This is a genomic window from Pantoea sp. Tr-811 (assembly GCF_011752535.1).
GTDB lineage: Bacteria > Pseudomonadota > Gammaproteobacteria > Pseudomonadales > Pseudomonadaceae > Aquipseudomonas.
Genome location: NZ_VWXJ01000002.1, coordinates 221472 through 243157, shown reverse-complemented (window position 1 = coordinate 243157; position 21686 = coordinate 221472). Strand labels below are relative to the sequence as shown.

Here is a 21686-nt window from a genome sequence, read left to right as displayed (position 1 = left end):
CGGCGCGGCCTTCAATGTCCTGATGGGGAACCAGCATGGCCCGCGTTCTGATTGTCGACGACTCGCCGACAGAGATGTACAGATTGACTGAATGGCTGGAAAAGCACGGCCACCAGGTGCTCAAGGCCGACAACGGTGCCGACGGCGTGGCCCTGGCCCTGCAGGAAAAGCCCGATGCGGTGCTGATGGACATCGTCATGCCCGGCATGAATGGCTTCCAGGCCACCCGCCAGCTGAGCAAGAACCCGGAAACCGCCGGCATTCCGGTGGTGGTGGTGACCACCAAGGACCAGGAAACCGACCGCATCTGGGCCCAGCGCCAGGGTGCCCGTGATTTCCTCACCAAGCCGGTGGAAGAGGACGCCCTGATCGCCAAGCTCAAAGAAGTGCTGGGCGCTTGACCACCCGCCCGCAAGGCGCGTCGCTGACCGCCTTCGAACTGTTGCTGGACATCGACCGGCGCTGCCGCCTGCTGGTGGCCGACCAGCCACCGCAGGACACCCGCCTGCAGCACTGGAGCGGCATCGGCTTTCGCATCGCCGGGCAGTGGTTCGTCGCGCCCATGGGTGAGGTGGCCGAAGTGCTGCGCGAGCCGCGCAGCAGCCGGGTGCCTGGGGTACAGCCCTGGGTGTGCGGGGTGGCCAACCTGCGTGGGCGGCTGCTGCCGGTGATGGACCTGAGCAGCTTTTTCGGCCTGGGCCCGGCCGCACCCGGCAAGCAGCGGCGGGTGTTGGTGCTGGACCATGAAGACCTGTTCGTTGGCCTGTTGGTCGACGAAGTGCTGGGCCTGCAGCATTTCGCCCTGAGCAGCCTGCAACTGTCGCCGCCGCAGCCGTTGCTGCGTGCCGCCGCCCGCTTCGTTCAGGGGCATTTCGCGCGTGAACGTACCTGGGCGATCTTCAGCCCCTTCGCCCTGGCCCAGGCGCCGGGCTTTCTTGACGTGGCGCTATAGGACTTTCGAACGTGAACAAGCCGGCCACCCCCGTCGCCCCCGCCAGCATGACCCCCCGCACGCGCAGCATCGTGCAGATCACCGTGCTGTTCGTGATCCTGATCCTGTCGATCATCCTGCTGTTTGCCAACTTCGCCTACCTCAATACCCAAGCCAACCACGACAAGCAGTACATCGGCCATGCCGGCGAGTTGCGCGTGCTGTCCCAGCGCATCGCCAAGAACGCTACCGAGGCCGCAGCCGGCAAGGCCCTGGCCTTCAAGCTGCTGTCCGATGCGCGCAACGACTTCGAGCGCCGCTGGAGCTACCTGCGCGAAGGCGACAAGTCCACCGGCCTGCCCCCGGCCCCGGTGGCGGTGCGCGATGAAATGGAAACCGTGCGCCAGGACTGGGAAAACCTGCGCAAGAACACCGACACTATCCTCGCCAGCGAACAGACCGTGTTGTCGTTGCACCAGGTGGCGGCGACCCTGGCCGAAACCGTGCCGCAGTTGCAGGTCGAGTACGAAAAAGTGGTGGAGATCCTGCTGCAGAGCGGCGCCCCGGCCAACCAGGTGGTGGTGGCCCAGCGCCAGTTGCTGCTTGCCGAGCGTATTCTCGGTTCGGTCAACACCGTGCTGGCCGGCGACGACAGCGCCGCCCAGGCCGCCGACAGCTTTGGCCGCGACGCCAGCCGCTTCGGCCAGGTGCTCGAAGGCATGCTCGGCGGCAACCCGGCCATCCAGGTAACCCGTGTCGAGGACGCCGATGCCCGGGCGCGCCTGGCCGAGATTGCCGAGCTGTTCCAGTTCGTGGCGGGCTCGGTGGATGAAATCCTCGAAACCTCGCCCGAGCTGTACCGCGTGCGCGAGGCGGCCAGCAACATTTTCAGCCTGTCGCAAACCCTGCTCGACGAGGCCTCGCACCTGGCCAACGGTTTCGAGAACCTGGCCGGCGGGCGTACCCTCGACACCGTGGGGGGTTACGTTCTGGGCCTGCTGGCGCTGGCCTCGATCATCCTCATTGGCCTGGTGATGGTGCGCACCACCCACCGCCAGTTGCATGAAACCGCCGAGAAGAACGAGCGCAACCAGCAGGCGATCATGCGCCTGCTCGATGAAATCGAAGAGCTGGCCGATGGCGACCTGACCGTGACCGTGTCGGTCACCGAGGACTTTACCGGCGCCATCGCCGATTCGATCAACTACTCCGTCGACCAGTTGCGCGACCTGGTGGCCACCATCAACCACAGCGCCGAGCAGGTGGCAGCCGCGGTGCAGGACACGCAGAACACCGCCCGCCAGCTGGCCAAGGCCTCGGAGCACCAGGCCGAGCAGATCAGCGAAGCGTCCGAGGCGGTGGGCGACATGGTCGAGTCGATCGACCGGGTGTCGGCCCATGCCTACGAGTCGGCCAAGGTCGCCGAGCGCTCGGTGGCCATTGCCAACAAGGGCAACGAGGTGGTGCACAACACCATCAACGGCATGGACAACATCCGCGAGCAGATCCAGGACACCGCCAAGCGGATCAAGCGCCTGGGCGAGTCTTCCCAGGAAATTGGCGATATCGTCAGCCTGATCGACGACATTGCCGACCAAACCAACATTCTTGCCCTGAACGCGGCGATCCAGGCCTCGTTGGCCGGTGAGGCCGGGCGCGGCTTTGCCGTGGTGGCCGACGAAGTGCAACGCCTGGCCGAGCGCTCGTCTTCGGCCACCCGGCAGATCGAGGCGCTGGTGCGCACCATTCAGGCCGACACCAACGAGGCGGTGATCTCCATGGAGCAGACCACCGCCGAAGTGGTACGCGGCGCCCGCCTGGCCCAGGATGCCGGCGTGGCATTGGCCGAGATCGAGGGTGTGTCGCAGAACCTGGCCGAGCTGATCCACAGCATCTCCGATGCGGCCCAGTTGCAGACCTCCTCGGCCGGGCAGATTTCCCACACCATGGCGGTGATCCAGCAGATTACCGCGCAAACCTCCGCAGGCTCCGGCGCCACCGCCGACAGCATCCGCCACCTGGCGCGCATGGCCAGCGAGATGCGCCGGTCGGTGTCCGGTTTTACCCTGCCGGCACCTGCCGAGCGCAGTTGAGGAGCGCCCATGGCCGCTGCCGTCACCCCCGAGCGCCACGACACCGTGGCCCTGGCCTGGACCCGGGCCGCCATCCTCGATTGCCTGGGCCAGGCGCGCCAGGCCCTGGAGCGCTTTGCCGGGGAAACCGGCGACCCGTCGATCCTGGCCTTCGTGGTGGACAACCTGCACCAGGTGCATGGCTGCCTGCGCATGCTCGAACTCAGCGGCGCCACGCGCCTGGCCGAGGAACTGGAGCTGCTGGCCAGGGCCTTGGCCGACGGCCAGGTCAGCCCGCGAGGTGACTGCCTGGGGCCGCTGTTCCGCGGCCTTGAGCAGCTGCCGTCGTACCTGGAGCGGCTGCGTGGCGCGCGCCATGACCTGCCGCTGGTGATGCTGCCGCTGCTCAACCAGCTGCGCGCCTGCCGCGGTGTCGAGCCCCTGGCCCAAGCCAGCCTGATCAGCGGCGCCGCCCAGCGCTTTGCCGGTGACGACGACCTGGCCAACCTCGACCTGTCGCTGGGCAACTGGCGCGAGCAGCTGCAGGCTGGCCCTGGTCGCGACGCCCTGCGCTCGGTAATCACCGCCCTGTGCGATGACCTGGTGCGCATCAAGGAGCGCCTGGACCAGTTCGTGCGCGGCGACCGCCAGCACAACGAAGAACTCGATGCGCTGCTGGCGCCCTTGCGCCATGTGGCCGACACCCTGGCCGTGCTGGGCTTCCAGCAGCCACGGCGGGTCATCATCGACCAGGTACTGGCCTTGCAGGCGCTGGCCCAGGGCGAACGGGCGGTGGATGACGCGGTGCTGATGGATGTGGCCGGTGCCTTGCTGTACGTCGAGGCCACGCTCAACGGCATGGTGCTGCCGCTGGAGGAGGGCGGCGCGGGCAGCCTGCCGGGTTCGGACCTGGCGGAGATTCGCCAGCTGGTGCTCAACGAGTCGCTGAATGTGTTGCAACAGGCCAAGGACCTGATCGGCGATTGCCTGGAGTCCGGCTGGCCACGCCAGCGCCTGCAACCCTTGCCGGGCTTGCTGCAGCAGGTGCGTGGGGCGCTGGCAATGCTGATGCTGCCGGCAGCTGCCGAAGTGTTCGGCGGCTGCGCCGGTTATGTGTTGGGCTGGCTGCAGCACCTGGACGTGGAGCCACCCGCGCAGGACCTGACCCACCTGGCCGAAGCCTTGAGCGCCGCCGAGTGCTACCTGCAATGGCGCGTCGCCGACCCACTGGCCGACGCCCAACCCTTTCTCGACATGGCCCGTGCCAGCCTGACCGCGCTGGGCGTGGCCTGTACCCACGCCGGCCCGCAGGGTGGTTGCGAGCCTGGCAGCGACGGCATCGACGATGAGCTGCGCGAGGTGTTTCTCGAAGAAGCCGGTGAGTTGCTGCCGGAGATCGAACGGCACTGGCTGCGCTGGCGCGCCGACAATCGCCTGAACGATGCCCTGGCGCACGTGCGCCGCGACCTGCACACGCTCAAGGGCAGCGGGCGCATGGTGCATGCCGAGGCGGTAGCGGAACTGGCCTGGGGCGGTGAGCACCTGCTCAACCGTGTGCTCGAAGGGCGCATTGCCCTGAGCCCGGAAGGCGTGGTGGCGCTGCAGCGGGTGTTCGTCCACCTGCCGGACCTGCTGGCCGACTTCGCAGCCGGCCAGCTGCCGCAGCTCAGTGAAATCGAACAGCTGGCGGCGCACCTGCATGCCCTGGCCGAAAATGACAGCCCGGCACCAGCCGAGATCGATGGCCTCGACCCACAGCTGCTGGATATCTTCCGCAATGAAGCACAGGGCCACCTGGCCAGCCTGGCGACGTTCCTGCAGGCCGCAGGCGGCCAGGATTGCGAGGTCAACGATGCCCTGCAGCGCGCCCTGCACACCCTCAAGGGCAGCGCGGCCATGGCCGGGGTCATGCCCATCGCCGAGCTGGCCACCGCCTTCGACCGCCTGGTGCGCGAGTACCGCAGCCACCAGCTGCCCTTGCAGGCCCCGGAGCTGCAGTGGCTGCAGGCGGCCCACGGCCTGTTCCGCCAGGGCCTGGCGCAGCTGGGCAGCTCGCCCTTGGCGGCAATTCCCGGCGCGGTGCAGTTGATCGAGCTGGTTGGCGAGGCCGTGGACCTGCGCCTGGCCAGCTTGCACGCCGAACCCCATGCCGGGCGCCGTGGCAAGCGCGACCCGCAGTTGATCGCAAGCTTCCTGGCCCAGGCCATGGACATTCTGCTGGATGCCGAGTCGCTGCTGTCTCGCTGGCAACAGCAACCGGCCCAGCGCGAGCCGTTGGACACCCTGCTCGATGCGCTGACCAGCCTCGGCCATGCCGCGCACCTGGCCGACCTGTGGCAAATGGATGCCGTGTGCGAGGCGCTGCTCGACCTCTGCGGCGCAGTCGAAGAAGGCAGCCTGGGCGCCAGTGCGCGCTTTTTCAGCGCCGTCCAGCAAACCCTGGATGCGCTGTTGGACATGCTCGATGAAGTGGCCGCCGGGCAGGAAATCACCCCGCGCCCAGACTGCGTGGACGCCCTGCGCCACCTGCTCGACGGCGCCCTGGCGCCGGATGCCACAGGGTTGGTGAGCCGTGATGCGGTCACCCCGCTGGATGGGCTGCCTGAGCCGGCCGAAGAGGCCGAAAGCCCCGGGGACAAGGAACTGCTGGAAGTTTTCCTCGAAGAAAGCTCGGACATCGTCGAAAGCGCCGCCGCCGCCCTGGCGCGCTGGCAGGCCGACCCGCGCAGCAGCGTCGAGGTGGAGAACCTGCTGCGCGACCTGCACACCCTCAAGGGCGGCGCGCGCATGGTCGAAATCGCCGCCATCGGCGACCTGGCCCACGAGCTGGAATTCCTTTACGAACTGCTCGCCGCCGGCCGCCTGCCGCCGAGCGCTGCGCTGTTCGCCCTGCTGCAGAACTGCCACGACCGCCTGGCGCACATGCTCGACGCGGTGCGCCTGGGCCAGCCGCTGCACGCGGCCACCGCGCTGATCGACTACATCCGCAACTTCAGCAGCGCCGCGTTGACCGACAGCGCCGCCGGGCAGGTGCAGGCCGACAGCGCACCTGCCGAGGCGCCAACGGTAGCGCCGGAGCGGGCGCCCGGCGACATGGTCAAGGTCGACGCCGAACTGCTCGACGACCTGGGCAACCTGGCCGGTGAGCACTCGGTGATTCGCGGGCGCATCGAACAGCAGGTCAACGACGCCCAGTTCGCCCTCAACGAGATGGAAACCACCCTGGAGCGCATGCGTGACCAGCTGCTGCGCCTGGACATCGAAACCCAGGGCCGGATCAGCAGCCGCCAAGCCTTCGAGGGCGATGCCTACGAGGACTTCGACCCGCTGGAAATGGACCGCCACTCCCAGCTGCAGCAGCTGTCGCGGGCGCTGTTCGAGTCGGCCTCCGACCTGCTCGACCTGAAGGAAACATTGGCCCAGCGCGCCCAGGAGGCCTACAGCCTGTTGCAGCAGCAGGCGCGGGTGAACAGCCAGTTGCAGGAAGGCCTGACCGCGACCCTGATGGTGCCCTTCGAGCGCCTGGTGCCGCGCCTGCAGCGGGTGGTGCGCCAGGTGGCCAGCGAGCTGGGCAAGCAGGTTGAACTGGTGGTGGGCAATGCCGAGGGCGAGCTGGACCGCAGCGTGCTCGAACGCATGGTCGCGCCGCTGGAGCACATGCTGCGCAACGCCGTCGACCACGGCCTGGAAGCGCGTGAGGCGCGTCTGGCGGCTGGCAAGCCAGAGCAGGGCACCATCCACCTGAACCTGCTGCACGAGGGCGCCGACATCGTCATCGAGATGACCGACGATGGCGCGGGGGTGCCCCTGGAAGCGGTGCGGCGCAAGGCAATCAAACGTGGCCTGCTGGACCCGCAGGCGCAGCTGAGCGACCACGAGATCCTGCAGTTCATCCTGCGCCCGGGCTTTTCCACGGCAGAGAAGATCACCCAGATTTCCGGGCGTGGCCTGGGCATGGACGTGGTGCACGAAGAGGTCAAGCAACTGGGCGGCTCGATGACCATCGAGTCGGCCCCGGGCAAGGGCGCCCGTTTCCTGATCCGCCTGCCGTTCACCGTGTCGATCAACCGTGCCTTGATGGTGCATGTGGGCGAGGAGCAGTACGCCATCCCACTCAACACCATCGAAGGCATCGTCCGCGTGCCGCCGGCGGAACTGGCGGCCTGCTACCAGCTCGACGTGCCGCGCTACGTGTATGCCGGCCATGAATACGAGCTGCGCTACCTGGGCGAACTGCTGCAGGGGGTGCCACGGCCGGTGCTGCTGGGGCAGAGCGTGCCGCTGCCGGTGTTGCTGGTGCATTCCCAGGAGCAGTCGTTCGCCATCCAGGCCGACAGCCTGTCGCCCAGCCGCGAGATCGTGGTCAAGAGCCTTGGGCCGCAGTTCGCCGCGGTGGCCGGGCTGTCCGGCGCGACGTTGCTCGGCGATGGCCGGGTGGTGCTGATTCTCGACCTGCTGGGCCAGCTGCGCGGCCAGCAACGGCGCCTGGCGCGCCTGCCGGGTGGCAGTGGCGTGCAGCAAACGCTGTTCGGCCCGGCGCCGCGGCGGGCCTTGCTGGTGATGGTGGTGGACGATTCGGTGACCGTGCGCAAGGTCACCAGCCGCCTGCTCGAACGCCACGGCATGAGCGTGCTGACCGCCAAGGACGGGGTCGACGCCATGGCCCTGCTGGAAGAACACCGGCCCGACGTGCTGTTGCTGGACATCGAAATGCCGCGCATGGACGGCTTCGAAGTGGCCACCCGCATCCGCCGCGACGAGCGCCTGAAGGACCTGCCGATCATCATGATTACCTCGCGCACCGGGCAGAAGCACCGCGACCGGGCCATGGCCATTGGCGTCAACGACTACCTGGGCAAGCCCTATCAGGAGTCGGTGCTGCTGCAGAGCATCGCCCACTGGAGCCACAGCCATGCTTGAACTGATTGCCGGGCAGCGCAGCAGCCTCACGGGGTTGCTGCTGCCCCTGGGTGACCGCACCCTGGTGTTGCCCAATGTGGCGGTGGCCGAACTGATTGGCCAGCGCAACCTGGTGTGCCAGCGCGGCGAGCCGGCCTGGCACCTGGGCTGGATCGACTGGCGCCAGCAGCACCTGCCGCTGATTGGCTTCGAGGCCGCCTGTGGCGGCGAGACGCCGTGTGGCGAGCGGGCGCGCATCGTGGTGCTCAATGCCCTGGGCGATACCGGGCTGCGCTACCTGGCGGTGCTGCTGCAGGACATACCGCGCTCGTGCAAGCTCGACAGCCAGCTCAACTACGTGGATGTGGCGCTGGGCAGCCTGGAGCTGGCGGCGGTGCAGGTGGGCGAGCAGGTGGCACGGGTGCCGGATCTGGCGGGGCTTGAACGGTTGGTGCGTGACGCGCAATTGCAATCTGCGCTTGGGTAGGATGTTGGGGTTGAGGGCCTCTTCGCGGGGCAAGCCCGCTCCTACAGGAACCCAGCCCGGATCAGGAGGTCTGTGTCTGCATGTATTACGGTGAACGCTTCAACGCCTGGACCCACCTGGTCGGTGCCGTCCTGGCCTGTATCGGTGCCATCTGGCTGATCGTGGTCGCGGGCCTGCAGGGCGACCCGTGGAAAATCGTCAGTTTCTCCATCTACGGCAGCACCTTGCTGCTGCTCTACAGCATCTCCACCCTCTACCACAGCACCCGTGGCCGGGCGAAGGTGATCATGCGCAAGCTCGACCACCTGTCGATCTACTTGCTGATCGCCGGCAGCTACACCCCGTTCTGCCTGGTGAGCCTGCGCGGCCCCTGGGGTTGGAGCCTGTTTGGCGTGGTCTGGGGCCTGGCGGTGATCGGCATGCTGCAGGAAATCAAGCCGCGCTCCGAGGCACGCATCCTGTCGATCATCATTTACGCGGTGATGGGCTGGGTGGTGCTGGTGGCAGTCAAACCGTTGCTCAATACCCTGGGCAGCGCCGGTTTCGCCTGGCTAGCGGCCGGCGGCGTGTTCTACACCGTCGGCATCATCTTCTTCGCCCTCGACAGCCGCTTGCGCCATGCCCACGGCATCTGGCACCTGTTCGTGATCGTCGGCAGCCTGCTGCACTTCGTGGCGGTATCGTTCTACGTGCGTTAGCCGCGTCAGGAAAAATCGCCCCACAGCTGCTGGGCCACCGACAGTGCCACCACGGGGGCGGTTTCGGTGCGCAGCACGCGCGGGCCGAGGCGGGCGGCGTGGAAGCCGGCGGCCTTGGCCTGGTCCACTTCGGCATCGCTCAGGCCGCCTTCGGGGCCAATCAGGAAGGCCAGTTTCGCGGGCTTTTGGTGGCTGGTCAGCGGCTCGGCCACCGGATGCAGCACCAGCTTGAGGTCAGCCTCGGTGGCCTTGAGCCATTCGGCCAGGGTTAGCGGTGGGTGAATCACCGGCAGGGTCGAGCGGCCGCATTGTTCGCAGGCGCTGATCGCCACCTGGCGCCAGTGGGCCAGGCGCTTGTCGGCACGTTCGTCCTTCAGGCGCACTTCGCAGCGTTCGCTGACGATCGGGGTGATGGCGTTGGCGCCCAGCTCGGTGGCCTTCTGGATCGCCCAGTCCATGCGCTCGCCACGGGACAGGCCCTGGCCGAGGTGCACGTGCAGGGGCGAGTCGGCCTGGCCGGGCAGGGCCTGGTCGAGGCTTACGCGCACGGTCTTCTTGCCGACTTCGAGCAACTGGCCGAGAAATTCCTGGCCGCTGCCGTCGAACAGTTGCACGGCGTCGCCGGGGGCCATGCGCAGCACGCGGCCAATGTAATGGGCCTGGGCTTCAGGCAGGTCGTGCTCGCCAAGGCTCAAGGGGGCGTCGATGAAGAAGCGGGACAGTCTCATGGTTCAACTCGAAATAAGGTGTGGGCACAGCCCCTGGTAGGAGCGACCGAAGGTCGCGAAAGGGCCACATGGCTAAGTAGAGGTGCCAGGGGGCTGCCTTGCAGCCCATCGCGACCTTCGGTCGCTCCTACCGGGGACTGGCATGTCGCTTGGGGCTTAGCCCGGGTCGCGGAAGTCGGGGTGGAAATTGGCGGGCACGGCCACGCTGACGCTGTCGCGGGTGGCGATGTCGATGCCTTCGCTGGCCACCTCGGCGAGGAAGTCGATCTGCTCCGGGGTAATCACGTACGGCGGCAGGAAGTACACCACGCTGCCCAGTGGGCGCAGCAGGGCGCCGCGGGTCAGGGCGTGCTCGAACACCTTCAGGCCACGCCGCTCCTGCCAGGGGTAGGCGGCCTTGGTGGCCTTGTCCTGGACCATCTCGATGGCCAGGGCCATGCCGGTCTGGCGAATTTCGGCAACATGGGCGTGGTCTGCCAGGTGCGCGGTGGCGCTGGCCATGCGCGTGGCCAGGGCCTTGTTGGCCTCGATCACGTTGTCCTGCTCGAAGATGTCCAAAGTCGCCAGGGCGGCGGCGCAGGCCAGCGGGTTGCCGGTGTAGCTGTGTGAGTGAAGGAACGCGCGCAGGGTTGGGTAGTCGTCGTAGAACGCCTGGTAGACCTTGTCGGTGGTCAGGCACGCGGCCAGCGGCAGGTAACCGCCGGTCAGGGCCTTGGACAGGCACAGGAAGTCCGGGCGGATGCCGGCCTGCTCACAAGCGAACATCGTGCCGGTGCGGCCGAAGCCCACGGCGATTTCGTCGTGAATCAGGTGCACGTCGTAGCGGTCGCACGCTTCGCGCAGCAGCTTGAGGTACACCGGGTGGTACATGCGCATGCCGCCGGCGCCTTGAATCAGCGGCTCGATGATTACCGCCGAAAGGCTTTCATGGTGCTCGGCCAGGGTCTGCTCCATGGCCGCGAACATGTTTCGCGAGTGTTCTTCCCAGCCCATGCCCTCGGGGCGCAGGTAGCAGTCTGGGCTGGGCACCTTGAGGGTGTCGAGCAGCAGGGCCTTGTAGGTTTCGGTGAACAGCGGCACGTCGCCCACCGACATCGCGGCGATGGTTTCGCCGTGGTAGCTGTTGGTCAGGGTGACGAAGCGCTTTTTCGCCGGCTTGCCGATGTTCTGCCAGTAGTGGAAGCTCATCTTCAGCGCCACTTCGATGCACGACGAGCCGTTGTCGGCGTAGAACACCCGGTCCAGCCCCGCCGGCGTCATGGCCACCAGGCGCTCCGACAGCTCGATGACCGGCTGGTGGCTGAAACCTGCCAGGATCACGTGTTCCAGCTGGTCGACCTGGTCCTTGATACGCTGGTTGATGCGCGGGTTGGCATGGCCGAACACGTTGACCCACCAGCTGCTCACCGCATCCAGGTAACGCTTGCCGTCGAAGTCCTCGAGCCACACGCCTTCGCCCCGGCGAATCGGGATCAGCGGCAGCTGCTCGTGGTCTTTCATCTGGGTGCAGGGGTGCCACAGGACCTTCAGGTCGCGTTGCATCCACTGATCGTTGAGGCCCATGGGCACTTCTCCTGGCGTTGCGGCGTGGTTCGAACCTGTAAGCCTAAGCAAAGCCAGGGGGCAGGACAACCGTTGCCGGCCAAAGGCGGCCAAGGTGCGCGGCGCCGTCGCTGCACTGCTGGCCGAAACCTGTGGCAAAAATAAAATTTCCTGTTGCCTGAGGCACTTGATATCGCCGTGCTGGCAGGCCCTCAATAGCTGACGTATTCTTAGCGCATCGCTCTCGGGGCATTCCTGCCTCTTCTCATTCCTGTAATTTCAACTCGGAGTTCGCCGACATGGCTGCTGCTTGGGTGCGCCTGTGCGCGTTGGTATTGATCGGTGTGTCCAGCGCGGGGGCACTGGCGAAGGACAAGACACCCACGGCGATCGTGGTGGGTGGCGGCCTGGCAGGCCTGACCGCCGCCTACGAGCTGCAGAACAAGGGCTGGCAGGTGACCTTGCTGGAAGCCAAGGCGGGCATGGGCGGGCGTTCGGGCCTGGCCACCAGCGAGTGGATCGGCAACGGCAAGGCCCAGCCGGTGCTCAACCAGTACCTGGAGCGCTTCAAGCTCGATACCCTGCCAGCACCGGAATTCGTGCGTACCCCCGGTTACCTGATCGACGGCGAATACTTCAGCGCCACGGACCTTGCCACCAAGCAGCCGGCCACCGCCGAAGCCCTCAAGCGCTACGAGAAAACCCTCGACGACCTGGCCCGCTCGATCGACGACCCGCTCAACCCGCAGGCCACCAGCACCCTGTTCGCCCTCGACCAGATGAACGTGTCCACCTGGCTCGACAAGCTGCAACTGCCGGCCACTGCGCGTCAGTTGGTCAACCAGCAGATTCGTACCCGCTACGATGAGCCGTCGCGCCTGTCGCTGCTGTATTTCGCCCAGCAGAACCGCGTTTACCGTGGCGTCAGCGACCGCGACCTGCGCGCCGCGCGCCTGCCAGGCGGCAGCCCGGTACTGGCCCAGGCCTTCGTCAAGCAGCTCAAGACCATCAAGACCAGCTCGCCGGTGACCGCCATCGTCCAGGACAAGGACGGCGTCACGGTCAAGGTCGGCAGCGTCGGCTACCAGGCCGATTACCTGGTCATGGCCGTGCCGCTGCGCGCCCTGGCCAAGATCCAGATCACCCCGGGCCTGGACGCCCAGCACCTGGCGGCGCTCAAGAGCACCAACTACGGCTGGCGCGACCAGCTGATGCTCAAGTTCAAGCAGCCGGTATGGGAAAGCCGTGCGCGCATGTCGGGTGAAATCTTCAGCAACACAGGCCTTGGCATGCTGTGGATCGAACCAGCGTTCAAGGGCGGCGCGAACGTGGTGATCAACCTCTCCGGTGACAACGCCCGCCTGCTGCAGGCGTTTGGCGACAAGCAGATGGTCGACCAGGTGCTGATCCGCCTGCATGCGTTCTACCCGCAGGCCCGGGGTGCGTTCACCGGTTACGAGGTCAAGCGCTACAGCGTCGATGCCGGCACCGGTGGCGCCTACCTGGCCTACGGCCCAGGGCAGATCAGCAAGTACTGGCGCCTGTGGGAGCGCCCGGTGCAGCGTATCGCCTTTGCCGGCGAGCACACCGACGCGCTGTACCCAGGCACCCTCGAAGGCGCCCTGCGCAGTGGCCAGCGTGCCGCCGGCCAGGTGCAGGACCTGCTGGCCGGCAAGTCGTTCGACCCGGCCAAGGCCGCGGCAGTGGCCGCAGCGGCAACCGCAACCGCGGGCGCAGTGGCTGCCAAGCAGGAAAAACCGGGGTTCTTCTCGCGCCTGTTCGGCGGGGCAGACAAGCCTGAAGTGAAGGCTGAACCGGTGGCCAAGGCGGTAGAAGCAGCGCCAGCGCCTGCGCCGGCACCTGCTGCAGCCCCTGCACCGGTTGCACCGGAAGCGGTGGCCAAGGAAGAACCGGCCAAGCCTGCCGCAACCAAGGCGGCACCGGCCAAGCACGCCCCGGCGCACAAGCCGGCGGCCAAACCCGCAGCCAAACAGGCGCACAAGGCAGTCGAGCCGAAGAAGGCGACGGTCAAGTCTGCGCCGGCCAAGAAGCCTGCCAGCGATTCCCAGGCCAAGGCAGGCTGAGTCCTGCACTGGCCCCTTCGCGGGGCGAGCCCGCTCCTACATTCGATACCATTGTCCATGTAGGAGCGGCGGTGCGGCGACCCGACTTGCCCCGCGAAGGGGCTGCACTGGCATCCCCCCACTCTCCGGCTATCGTTAATGTTTCCTTAATAGCGAACTTGCACACTAATCATCGGATTTCTCGATAATCCAAAGCAATTTTTTAAGCTTTTATTCGATACGTTAACCGATAGTCTGTGCACAGCTCTCACGGGAAACCACGTCATCATGCAAATGCGCAACTCACCCTCTCGCTATGGCGTGGTCAGCATCGTCCTGCACTGGGGCGTGGCCCTGGCGGTCTTCGGCCTATTTGGACTGGGCCTGTGGATGGTCGGCCTCGACTACTACGACCCTTGGCGCAAGGCCGGCCCCGACCTGCATAAAAGCATTGGCCTTACCCTGCTGGCCGTGATGCTGCTGAGGGTGCTCTGGCGCTTCGTCAGCCCGCCGCCACCGGCACCGGCCAACCATGGCGCGTTCACCCGCCTGGCTGCCAAGCTGGGCCACCTGGCGCTGTACCTGGGGCTGTTCGCGGTGATGATCGCCGGTTACCTGATTTCCACTGCCGACGGCGTTGGCATTCCGGTGTTCGGCCTGTTCGAAGTGCCGGCCCTGATCAGCAACCTGCCCGACCAGGCAGACCTTGCCGGTGCCATTCACCTGTGGCTGGCCTGGGGCCTGGTGGTCTTCGCCGTGCTGCACGCCCTGGCTGCGCTGAAACACCATTTCATCGACCGTGACGCGACCCTGACCCGCATGCTGGGCCGCAAAGCTTGACTCTCAACCTCAATTGCATAGGAAGGAACTAAGGATGTTGAAAAAGACTTTTGCCGCTCTGGCGCTCGGTACCGCACTGTTCTCCGCCGGCCAGGCAATGGCTGCCGAGTACAAGATCGACAAGGAAGGCCAGCACGCGTTCGTCGACTGGAAGATCAGCCACCTGGGCTACAGCTTCATCCACGGCACCTTCAAGGACTTCAGCGGCGACTTCACCTGGGACAGCGCCAAGCCTGAGGCCAGCAAGATCAACGTCGACCTGAAAACGGCCAGCGTATGGTCGAACCACGCCGAGCGTGACAAGCACATCGCCAGCAAGGACTTCCTGGACGTCAGCAAGTACCCGGATGCCAAGTTCGTCTCCACTGCCGTCAAATCCACCGGTGACAAGACTGCCGACGTGACCGGCGACCTGACCCTGCACGGCGTGACCAAGCCGGTCACCTTCAAGGCCACCTTCAACGGTGAAGGCAAGGACCCGTGGGGCGGCGAGCGCGCAGGCTTCAACGCCACCACCACGCTGAACCTGAACGACTTCGGCATCAAGGGCCCAGGCCCGACTTCGCAGACCCTGGACCTGGACATCAGCGTCGAAGGCGTGAAGCAGAAGTAATCTGTTCCAGCTGAAAAACCGAGGGGGCCGCTTTGCGGCCCTTTCACAGCAAAAAGCCGCTTCTACAGAAGCGGCTTTTTGCTGTGAAAGGGCTGCCAGGCAGCCCCCTTGGTCTATCGGTCAGCCTTTACGGGTGAGCAGCGCTGGGCGCTCGCCACGTGGGCGGCTTGGCAGGTCGTCCAACTGCTCGGGCGTTGGGAAACGGTCGAGCTTGGATTCCTTGCGGATGATCACCGGCTGGTGCTGTTCGCGGGTGCTGCGTACTGCCGGTTCCTGGCGCGAGGCGTCGTCACGGCCGGCCGAGCGGCCACGGCCAGCACCATTGTTGTCACGGCGAGCGCCGCCACCGTTGTTGCTGCGCGGGCGCTTGTCGCCGTTGGCACTGCGCGGCTGGCCGCCGTTGTTGCTGCGCCCCTGGCCCTGGCCGCCGCCGTTGCTGCGTTGGCCATTGCCTTGGCCTTGCCCTTGCCCTGCGCCACCTGGGCGGCGGTTGCGGCCCTGGTTCTTGGCATTCTGGTAGGGGCTGACGTAATCGGCGCGGTTGCCGAAGTTGTCGACATCATCGTCCAGGAATTCTTCCGGGTCACGGTCGGCAGTTGCCTTGGGCGCGCTGTTGCTGCTGGCCTGCTGCTGGCGTGGCTTCTTGTCACGCGGCTTGCGCGGTTGCTGCTGTTGCTTGTCGCCGGCCTTTTCCTTGTCGGCTGGCTTGTCGGCCGCCTGCTGCTTGGCCTTGCCTTTGTCCTTGCCCTTGTCCTTGCGCCCGCCGTTGGCGTCTTTGCCGCCTTCGCCGCGGGCCTGCTGGTTACGGCCACCACGGCCGTTGTTCTGCGGGCGCTCGCGCACTTCGGGCTTCTCGGCTTCCACCTGGCTGGCATCGAAGCCCATCAGGTCGCCATCGGGAATCTTCTGCTTGGTGACGCGCTCGATGCTCTTGAGCAGCTTTTCTTCATCCGGCGCGACCATGGAGATGGCCTCGCCCGAGCGCCCGGCACGACCGGTACGGCCGATGCGGTGCACGTAGTCTTCCTCGACGTTGGGCAGCTCGAAGTTGACCACGTGGGGCAGTTGGTCGATGTCCAGGCCGCGGGCGGCGATGTCGGTGGCAACCAGCACCCGCACGCTGTTGGCCTTGAAGTCGGCCAGGGCTTTGGTGCGGGCGTTCTGGCTCTTGTTACCGTGGATGGCGGCGGCGGTCAGGCCGTGCTTTTCCAGGTACTCGGCCAGGCGGTTGGCGCCGTGCTTGGTGCGGGTGAACACCAGCACCTGCTCCCAGGCACCCAAGGTAATCAGGTGCGCCAGCAGCGCGCGCTTGTGGCTGGCCGGCAGGCGGTAGACGCGCTGCTCGATACGCTCGACGGTGGTGTTCGGCGGCGTGACCTCGATGCGCTCCGGGTTGTGCAGGAGCTTGTCGGCGAGGTCGGTGATGTCCTTGGAGAAGGTGGCCGAGAACAGCAGGTTCTGGCGCTTGGCCGGCAGGCGGGCGAGGACCTTCTTGACGTCATGGATGAAGCCCATGTCGAGCATGCGGTCGGCTTCGTCGAGCACCAGGATTTCCACGTGGGCCAGGTCGACCTTGCCTTGGCCGGCCAGGTCCAGCAGGCGGCCTGGGCAGGCCACCAGCACGTCGACACCCTTGGCGATGGCCTGGATCTGCGGGTTCATGCCAACGCCGCCGAAGATGCAGGCGCTGACCAGGGGCAGGTCGCGGGCGTACACCTTGAAGCTGTCGTGCACCTGGGCCGCCAGCTCGCGGGTCGGGGTCAGCACCAGCACGCGCGGCTGACGCGGGCCGTGGCGCTGGGACTTGTCCGGGTGGCCAGCAGGGAACAGGCGTTCAAGGATCGGCAGGGCAAAGCCACCGGTTTTACCCGTGCCCGTTTGCGCGGCAACCATCAGGTCACGGCCCTGCAACACGGCGGGAATGGCCCGCTGTTGCACGGGAGTCGGCTGGGTATAGCCCGCAGCTTCGATAGCGCGGACAAGAGCCTCGGAGAGACCGAGGGAAGCAAAGGACATGGGCAATCCTGTTCTCGTGTGGGCTGGGCCCGTAGGGATGTTCTGCCTGGCGCGACGGGCATCGGTGGGATGCGATCGCGTCCGGTCCAGCTGGGCTTTCACTGCACATCCGGGAAACGGAAGGTAGACGCCTAGGGGCGTCGGTGCCGATCGGGATGCCTGTTGCGAGGCCGAGCGTCCGGGCGTGAGCCGGGCGGGAAGGCCCGAGTATAACAGAGCTAACGCGGCGTGCTGCTTTCCTGCTGCTCAACGGCGTCAGCAAGATCGCTGGCGTCGCCAATGTAGCGTTCGATAATCGCCAGGTAGGCCGGTTCTTGCCTGAAACGGCGCAGTTCCTCGGTAAACGCCTGGGCCAGCGCTTCACGCCCCGGTTTGCGCGCAAGGCCCAGGTACTGGGCCCTGCGGTTGATCACCAGGGGCAATTCCTCGACCTGCTGTTCAACGCCCAGGTGCCGGCGCAGGTAGCGCCCGACCCGGCGGTCGGTAATCAGCAGGTCGATGCGCTTGCGCATGAGCTTGCCGAAATTGGCCTCATGGCTGGGCGCCGCCTCGCGGCGAAAGGCGTCGGACTCGTTGAATTCGGCGCCATAGTCGTAGCCAGGCGAGGTGCCCACGGTAAGCCCGGCAAGGTCTTGCAGTTGGTTGACGGCGTGGCGCCGGTCGCGGGCCTGGTACAGCACGAACTCGACCTCCGACATCGGGTCGGCGGTGTAGATCATCCAGGCCTGGCGCGCCTCGACCTGAAACACGTCCATCACTCCGTCGGCCTGGCCTTGCTCGACCATTGCCAGGCAGCGCCGCCAGGGCATGAATTGCCATTGCACCTCGATCCCCAGGCGCCTGAACACCTCGCTGGTGATTTCGTAGTCGATGCCCTTGGCCTGGCCGGCTTCCTGATAGATGTACGGGGCCCAGTCGTCGCTGACCAGGCGCAGCCGTTCGCCCAGCGCCATCGGGCTCAGGCAGGCGAGCAGCAGGATGCACAACAGGCGGGAGAGGGCGGGCATGGCGCGAGATTACGCGCTCGGTCGTGGCTTAGCCAGTGAAGTTGATAGGCGCCTGGGCCAGCCTCTTCGCGGGTAAATCCGCTCCATGGAGCGAATCGCAATTATCTGATTTAACAGAAAACCCTGTAGGAGCGGGCTTGACCCGCGAAGCAAGCACCGCGGTGGATGGCACCGGCTGCGCCGGTGTTCGCGGGGCAAGCCCGCTCCTACAGCGGATTGCACCGGCTCCACGCTCAGGCATGGGGCGCGCGTAGCAGGTGCGCCTCGATATCCTTGCGGCGCTCCCCCAGCGACAGGCGCAGGCTTGGATGGCGCAGGCACTGGCGCAGCTCCTCGGGCGCCATTTGCCCATGGCGGTGGTTGAGGTTTTCCAGCGCCTTGTCCCACCAGGCTGGGGCGCAGGCGCGGTCGAACTCGTTGGGGTAGGGGTAGCAGCCATACAGCAGCTCGCGCACGAACTGGCGCTCGCGGCTCGGCAGGGTCAGGCTCAAGGCCCTGTAGCCCAGGCGTTGCCAGGCCGGTGGGCGGGGCAGTTGGTCATTGACCAGGAGCACGTCGGCCAGCGCCGCCTCGCCCAGTGGGTCATCGCCGTGCTTGCGCAGCCAGGCCTGGATCTTGGCGCGAAACTGCGCCTTGCGGCTCCAGTAGTGGTGGATCACATCGGTACACCCGGCCAGTGCCAGGTGGCGGTAGGCGGCCACTGCCAGGCAGAACTCTTCCAGGGTGTAGGCGCTGCGGGCCAGCGGGTGGAATTCGTCCATCATGGCGATGGAGCGGTCGAGCACTTCGGCGTTTTCGGCGCACAGGCCGATCACGCCCGAATTGACCAGGGGCATCTTGCAGTCGGCCAGGCCGCGCTCGGCCAGGATGCCCAGCAGGTTCTTGTACAGCAGGCACTTCTGGTCCTCGCCATAGCGGCCGCCGACCGCGTTGCACAGCAGGGTGCCAGGCTTGACCCGCTGGAACAGTTGCAGCGGCGAGTGGCGGAAAAAGGTGTCGGTATCGATCAACACGGCCTGCGGGCAATCGCGCAGCACCTGGCGCAGCAGCACGTGCTTGCTGCGAAAGTGATAACCATGGGGGGCATTCCAGGCCGTGCGGGTGGCTTCGTCGAGCAGGTGCACGGTTACCGGCAGCCTGGCATAAGGCTCGGCAGTGTCGGTGTAGACCTGGATATCGATGGCCGGGGCGTGGAGGTTGCCCAAGTGCGCGAGGGCGCTGACGATGCTGAAACAGGCTTCCTGATGGTACGTGGCTGGGCCGAATGCCAGGTACACGAGCTGTGGGCGTGATGGCAGGCAATGTTGCATGACGCGAAACCTGTTTGGACCAGAAAAAATTAAGGCCTCAGTCTACGACCAAAGCCTTAATCGAATCTGAACCAGAGTTTGCCAAAAAATGTCAGCGCGGCAGCTTCAGGTTGTTCCAGATCGCCAGGCTCGGTTCAGCCTGGTTCAGGGTGTAGAAGTGCAGGCCCGGTGCGCCGCCTTGCAGCAGCTGTTCGCACATGCGGGTGATCACTTCCTCGCCGAAGGCCTGGATGCTGGCGGCGTCGTCGGCATAGGCTTCCAGCTGCTTGCGGATCCAGCGCGGGATCTCGGCGCCACAGGCGTCGGAGAAGCGTGCCAGCTTGTTGTAGTTGGTGATCGGCATGATGCCCGGCACCACTGGAATGTCCACGCCCAGCTTCTGCGCGCGCTCGACGAAGTAGAAGTAGCTGTCGGCGTTGAAGAAGTACTGGGTGATGGCGCTGTCGGCACCGGCCTTGACCTTGTGCGCGAAGTTGGCAAGGTCAGCTTCGAAATTCGGCGCTTGCGGGTGCATTTCCGGGTAGGCGGCGACTTCCAGGTGGAAGTGGTCGGCGGTTTCCTGGCGGATGAACTCGACCAGGTCGCTGGCGTGGCGCAGCTCGCCACTGGCCATGCCCATGCCCGACGGCAGGTCGCCACGCAGGGCAACGATGCGCTTGATGCCGGCTGCCTGGTACTCGGCCAGCAGGGCGCGCAGGTCTTCCTTGGTATCGCCCACGCACGACAGGTGCGGCGCGGCAGGCACCTTCACTTCGTTTTCCAGCTGCAGCACGGTGTTCAGCGTGCGGTCGCGGGTCGAGCCACCGGCACCGTAGGTGCAGGAGAAGAAGTCCGGGTTGTAGGTCGCCAGCTGGCGGGCGACGCCCATCAGCTTCTCGTGACCGGCCTCGGTCTTGGTGGGGAAGAACTCGAAACTGTAGCGGCGTTCTTGTGACATCAGGCGTTCCTCGTGCAGCCTGCTTCGGGTGGCAGGTTGCAAGTAAAAGCCAGATCGGTGATGGCCGATCTGGCTTGGGCGGCGTTCAGGTTGCGGTCTTGAAGCGCGACGCTTCAAGCCTGCCGCTTAGTAGCGGTAGGCGTCCGGCTTGAACGGGCCTTCGACGGTCACGCCGATGTACTCGGCCTGTTGCGGGGTCAGCTGGGTAACCACGCCGCCGAAGCCGCGGACCATTTCCAGGGCCACTTCTTCGTCGAGTTTCTTCGGCAGCACTTCAACGGTCAGGCGCTCGGCTTTCTTGGCGGCTGGCAGTTCGGCGAACTTCTGCTCGAACAGGAAGATCTGCGCCAGTACCTGGTTGGCGAACGAGCCGTCCATGATGCGGCTTGGGTGGCCGGTGGCGTTGCCCAGGTTGACCAGGCGGCCTTCGGCCAGCAGGATCAGGTAGTCGTCGTTGTGCGGGTCGAAGGTGCCAGCGCCGGTGCGGTGGATCTTGTGGACCTGCGGCTTGACCTCTTCCCATGCCCAGTTCTTGCGCATGAAGGCGGTGTCGATCTCGTTGTCGAAGTGGCCGATGTTGCAGACCACGGCACGCTTCTTCAGGGCCTTGAGCATGTTGGCGTCGCAGACGTTGACGTTACCGGTGGTGGTGACGATCAGGTCGATGCGGCCCAGCAGGTCGGCGTTGATGCCGGCTTCGGTACCGGTGTTGATACCGTCCTTGAACGGCGAAACCACTTCGAAGCCGTCCATGCAGGCCTGCATGGCGCAGATCGGGTCGACTTCGGTGACCTTGACGATCATGCCTTCCTGGCGCAGCGACTGGGCCGAGCCCTTGCCCACGTCACCGTAGCCGATCACCAGGGCCTGCTTGCCCGACAGCAGGTGGTCGGTGCCGCGCTTGATGGCGTCGTTCAGGCTGTGACGGCAACCGTACTTGTTGTCGTTCTTGCTCTTGGTGACCGAGTCGTTGACGTTGATCGCCGGGACTTTCAGCTCGCCTTTGGCCAGCATGTCCAGCAGGCGGTGCACGCCGGTGGTGGTTTCTTCGGTCACGCCGTGGATCTTGTCCAGCATGGCTGGGTATTTCTTGTGCAGGATTTCGGTCAGGTCACCGCCGTCGTCCAGCACCATGTTGGCGTCCCACGGCTGGCCATCCTTGAGGATGGTCTGCTCGATGCACCACTCGTACTCCTGCTCGGTTTCGCCTTTCCAGGCGAACACCGGGATGCCGGCAGCGGCGATGGCGGCGGCGGCCTGGTCCTGGGTGGAGAAGATGTTGCACGACGACCAGCGTACTTCGGCGCCCAGGGCGACCAGGGTTTCGATCAGCACGGCGGTCTGGATGGTCATGTGGATGCAGCCGATGATCTTCGCGCCCTTGAGCGGTTGCTCGGCCTGGTACTTGCGGCGCAGGCCCATCAGTGCCGGCATTTCCGATTCGGCGATGATGACTTCCTTGCGGCCCCAGTCAGCCAGGGAGATGTCGGCGACCTTGAAGTCGGAAAAACCTGCAGGCGTGTTTACAGCGCTCATGAGAGCC

At 65.9% G+C, this 21686-nt stretch carries 15 protein-coding genes and 1 pseudogene; 9 read left to right on the top strand and 7 right to left on the bottom strand.

The window, feature by feature from the left end:
- The first annotated feature begins 35 nt into the window (after positions 1 to 35).
- The 6 genes from pilH to F3J44_RS03615 all read left to right on the top strand — a co-directional run bounded on the left by pilH (position 36) and on the right by F3J44_RS03615 (position 9087).
- Positions 36 to 401, top strand: a complete 366-nt coding sequence (pilH, locus tag F3J44_RS03640) for a twitching motility response regulator PilH (RefSeq protein WP_167068356.1) — start codon at positions 36 to 38, stop codon at positions 399 to 401.
- Complete coding sequence (locus tag F3J44_RS03635) at positions 398 to 952, top strand: chemotaxis protein CheW (protein WP_167068359.1); 555 nt, start codon at positions 398 to 400, stop codon at positions 950 to 952. The genes pilH and F3J44_RS03635 overlap by 4 nt, the downstream gene beginning before the upstream one ends.
- An 11-nt stretch (positions 953 to 963) precedes the next feature.
- A complete protein-coding gene (locus F3J44_RS03630) occupies positions 964 to 3024 on the top strand; it encodes a methyl-accepting chemotaxis protein (RefSeq protein ID WP_167068362.1) in 2061 nt (686 codons plus the stop codon).
- A 9-nt stretch (positions 3025 to 3033) separates the two neighbouring features.
- A complete protein-coding gene (locus tag F3J44_RS03625) occupies positions 3034 to 7923 on the top strand; it encodes an Hpt domain-containing protein (protein ID WP_167270686.1) in 4890 nt (1629 codons plus the stop codon).
- Positions 7916 to 8389, top strand: a complete 474-nt coding sequence (locus tag F3J44_RS29760; RefSeq protein WP_167270685.1) for a chemotaxis protein CheW — start codon at positions 7916 to 7918, stop codon at positions 8387 to 8389. Before F3J44_RS03625 ends, F3J44_RS29760 begins: the two co-directional genes overlap by 8 nt.
- A gap of 80 nt (positions 8390 to 8469) precedes the next feature.
- On the top strand, positions 8470 to 9087 hold the full coding sequence (locus tag F3J44_RS03615; protein ID WP_167068374.1) for a hemolysin III family protein: 618 nt from the start codon (positions 8470 to 8472) through the stop codon (positions 9085 to 9087).
- Positions 9088 to 9092: 5 nt separating this feature from the next.
- Here F3J44_RS03615 and F3J44_RS03610 read toward each other — a convergent pair whose 3' ends face one another.
- Together F3J44_RS03610 and F3J44_RS03605 are read right to left on the bottom strand one after the other, a co-directional pair.
- Positions 9093 to 9815, bottom strand: coding sequence for a 16S rRNA (uracil(1498)-N(3))-methyltransferase (locus tag F3J44_RS03610; RefSeq protein ID WP_167068377.1), 723 nt, complete (start codon positions 9813 to 9815; stop codon positions 9093 to 9095).
- 156 nt (positions 9816 to 9971) lie between these two features.
- Complete coding sequence (locus F3J44_RS03605; protein WP_167270684.1) at positions 9972 to 11378, bottom strand: adenosylmethionine--8-amino-7-oxononanoate transaminase; 1407 nt, start codon at positions 11376 to 11378, stop codon at positions 9972 to 9974.
- 278 nt (positions 11379 to 11656) lie between these two features.
- On the opposite strand from F3J44_RS03605, the gene F3J44_RS03600 reads away from it, so the two are divergent.
- The 3 genes from F3J44_RS03600 to F3J44_RS03590 all read left to right on the top strand — a co-directional run bounded on the left by F3J44_RS03600 (position 11657) and on the right by F3J44_RS03590 (position 14873).
- Positions 11657 to 13441: a flavin monoamine oxidase family protein gene (locus tag F3J44_RS03600; RefSeq protein ID WP_167270682.1), complete on the top strand. Its 1785-nt coding sequence runs from the start codon at positions 11657 to 11659 to the stop codon at positions 13439 to 13441.
- Positions 13442 to 13708: 267 nt separating this feature from the next.
- Complete coding sequence (locus F3J44_RS03595) at positions 13709 to 14260, top strand: cytochrome b (RefSeq protein WP_167270680.1); 552 nt, start codon at positions 13709 to 13711, stop codon at positions 14258 to 14260.
- 37 nt (positions 14261 to 14297) lie between these two features.
- On the top strand, positions 14298 to 14873 hold the full coding sequence (locus F3J44_RS03590; RefSeq protein ID WP_370526458.1) for a YceI family protein: 576 nt from the start codon (positions 14298 to 14300) through the stop codon (positions 14871 to 14873).
- A 636-nt stretch (positions 14874 to 15509) separates the two neighbouring features.
- Here the strand turns inward: F3J44_RS03590 and F3J44_RS29755 are convergent.
- The 5 genes and pseudogenes from F3J44_RS29755 to ahcY all read right to left on the bottom strand — a co-directional run.
- Positions 15510 to 16889: pseudogene (locus F3J44_RS29755) on the bottom strand (DEAD/DEAH box helicase); the annotation flags it as partial.
- A gap of 218 nt (positions 16890 to 17107) precedes the next feature.
- The gene (locus F3J44_RS03580) at positions 17108 to 17896 is read right to left on the bottom strand and encodes an ABC transporter substrate-binding protein (RefSeq protein WP_167270676.1); all 789 of its coding nucleotides are present in this window, start codon (positions 17894 to 17896) and stop codon (positions 17108 to 17110) included.
- 233 nt (positions 17897 to 18129) lie between these two features.
- Positions 18130 to 19206, bottom strand: coding sequence for a hypothetical protein (locus F3J44_RS03575; RefSeq protein ID WP_167270667.1), 1077 nt, complete (start codon positions 19204 to 19206; stop codon positions 18130 to 18132).
- Between the two features lie 91 nt (positions 19207 to 19297).
- On the bottom strand, positions 19298 to 20143 hold the full coding sequence (metF, locus tag F3J44_RS03570) for a methylenetetrahydrofolate reductase [NAD(P)H] (protein WP_167068400.1): 846 nt from the start codon (positions 20141 to 20143) through the stop codon (positions 19298 to 19300).
- A gap of 126 nt (positions 20144 to 20269) precedes the next feature.
- The gene (gene ahcY / locus F3J44_RS03565; RefSeq protein ID WP_167068402.1) at positions 20270 to 21679 is read right to left on the bottom strand and encodes an adenosylhomocysteinase; all 1410 of its coding nucleotides are present in this window, start codon (positions 21677 to 21679) and stop codon (positions 20270 to 20272) included.
- Positions 21680 to 21686 lie beyond the last annotated feature (7 nt).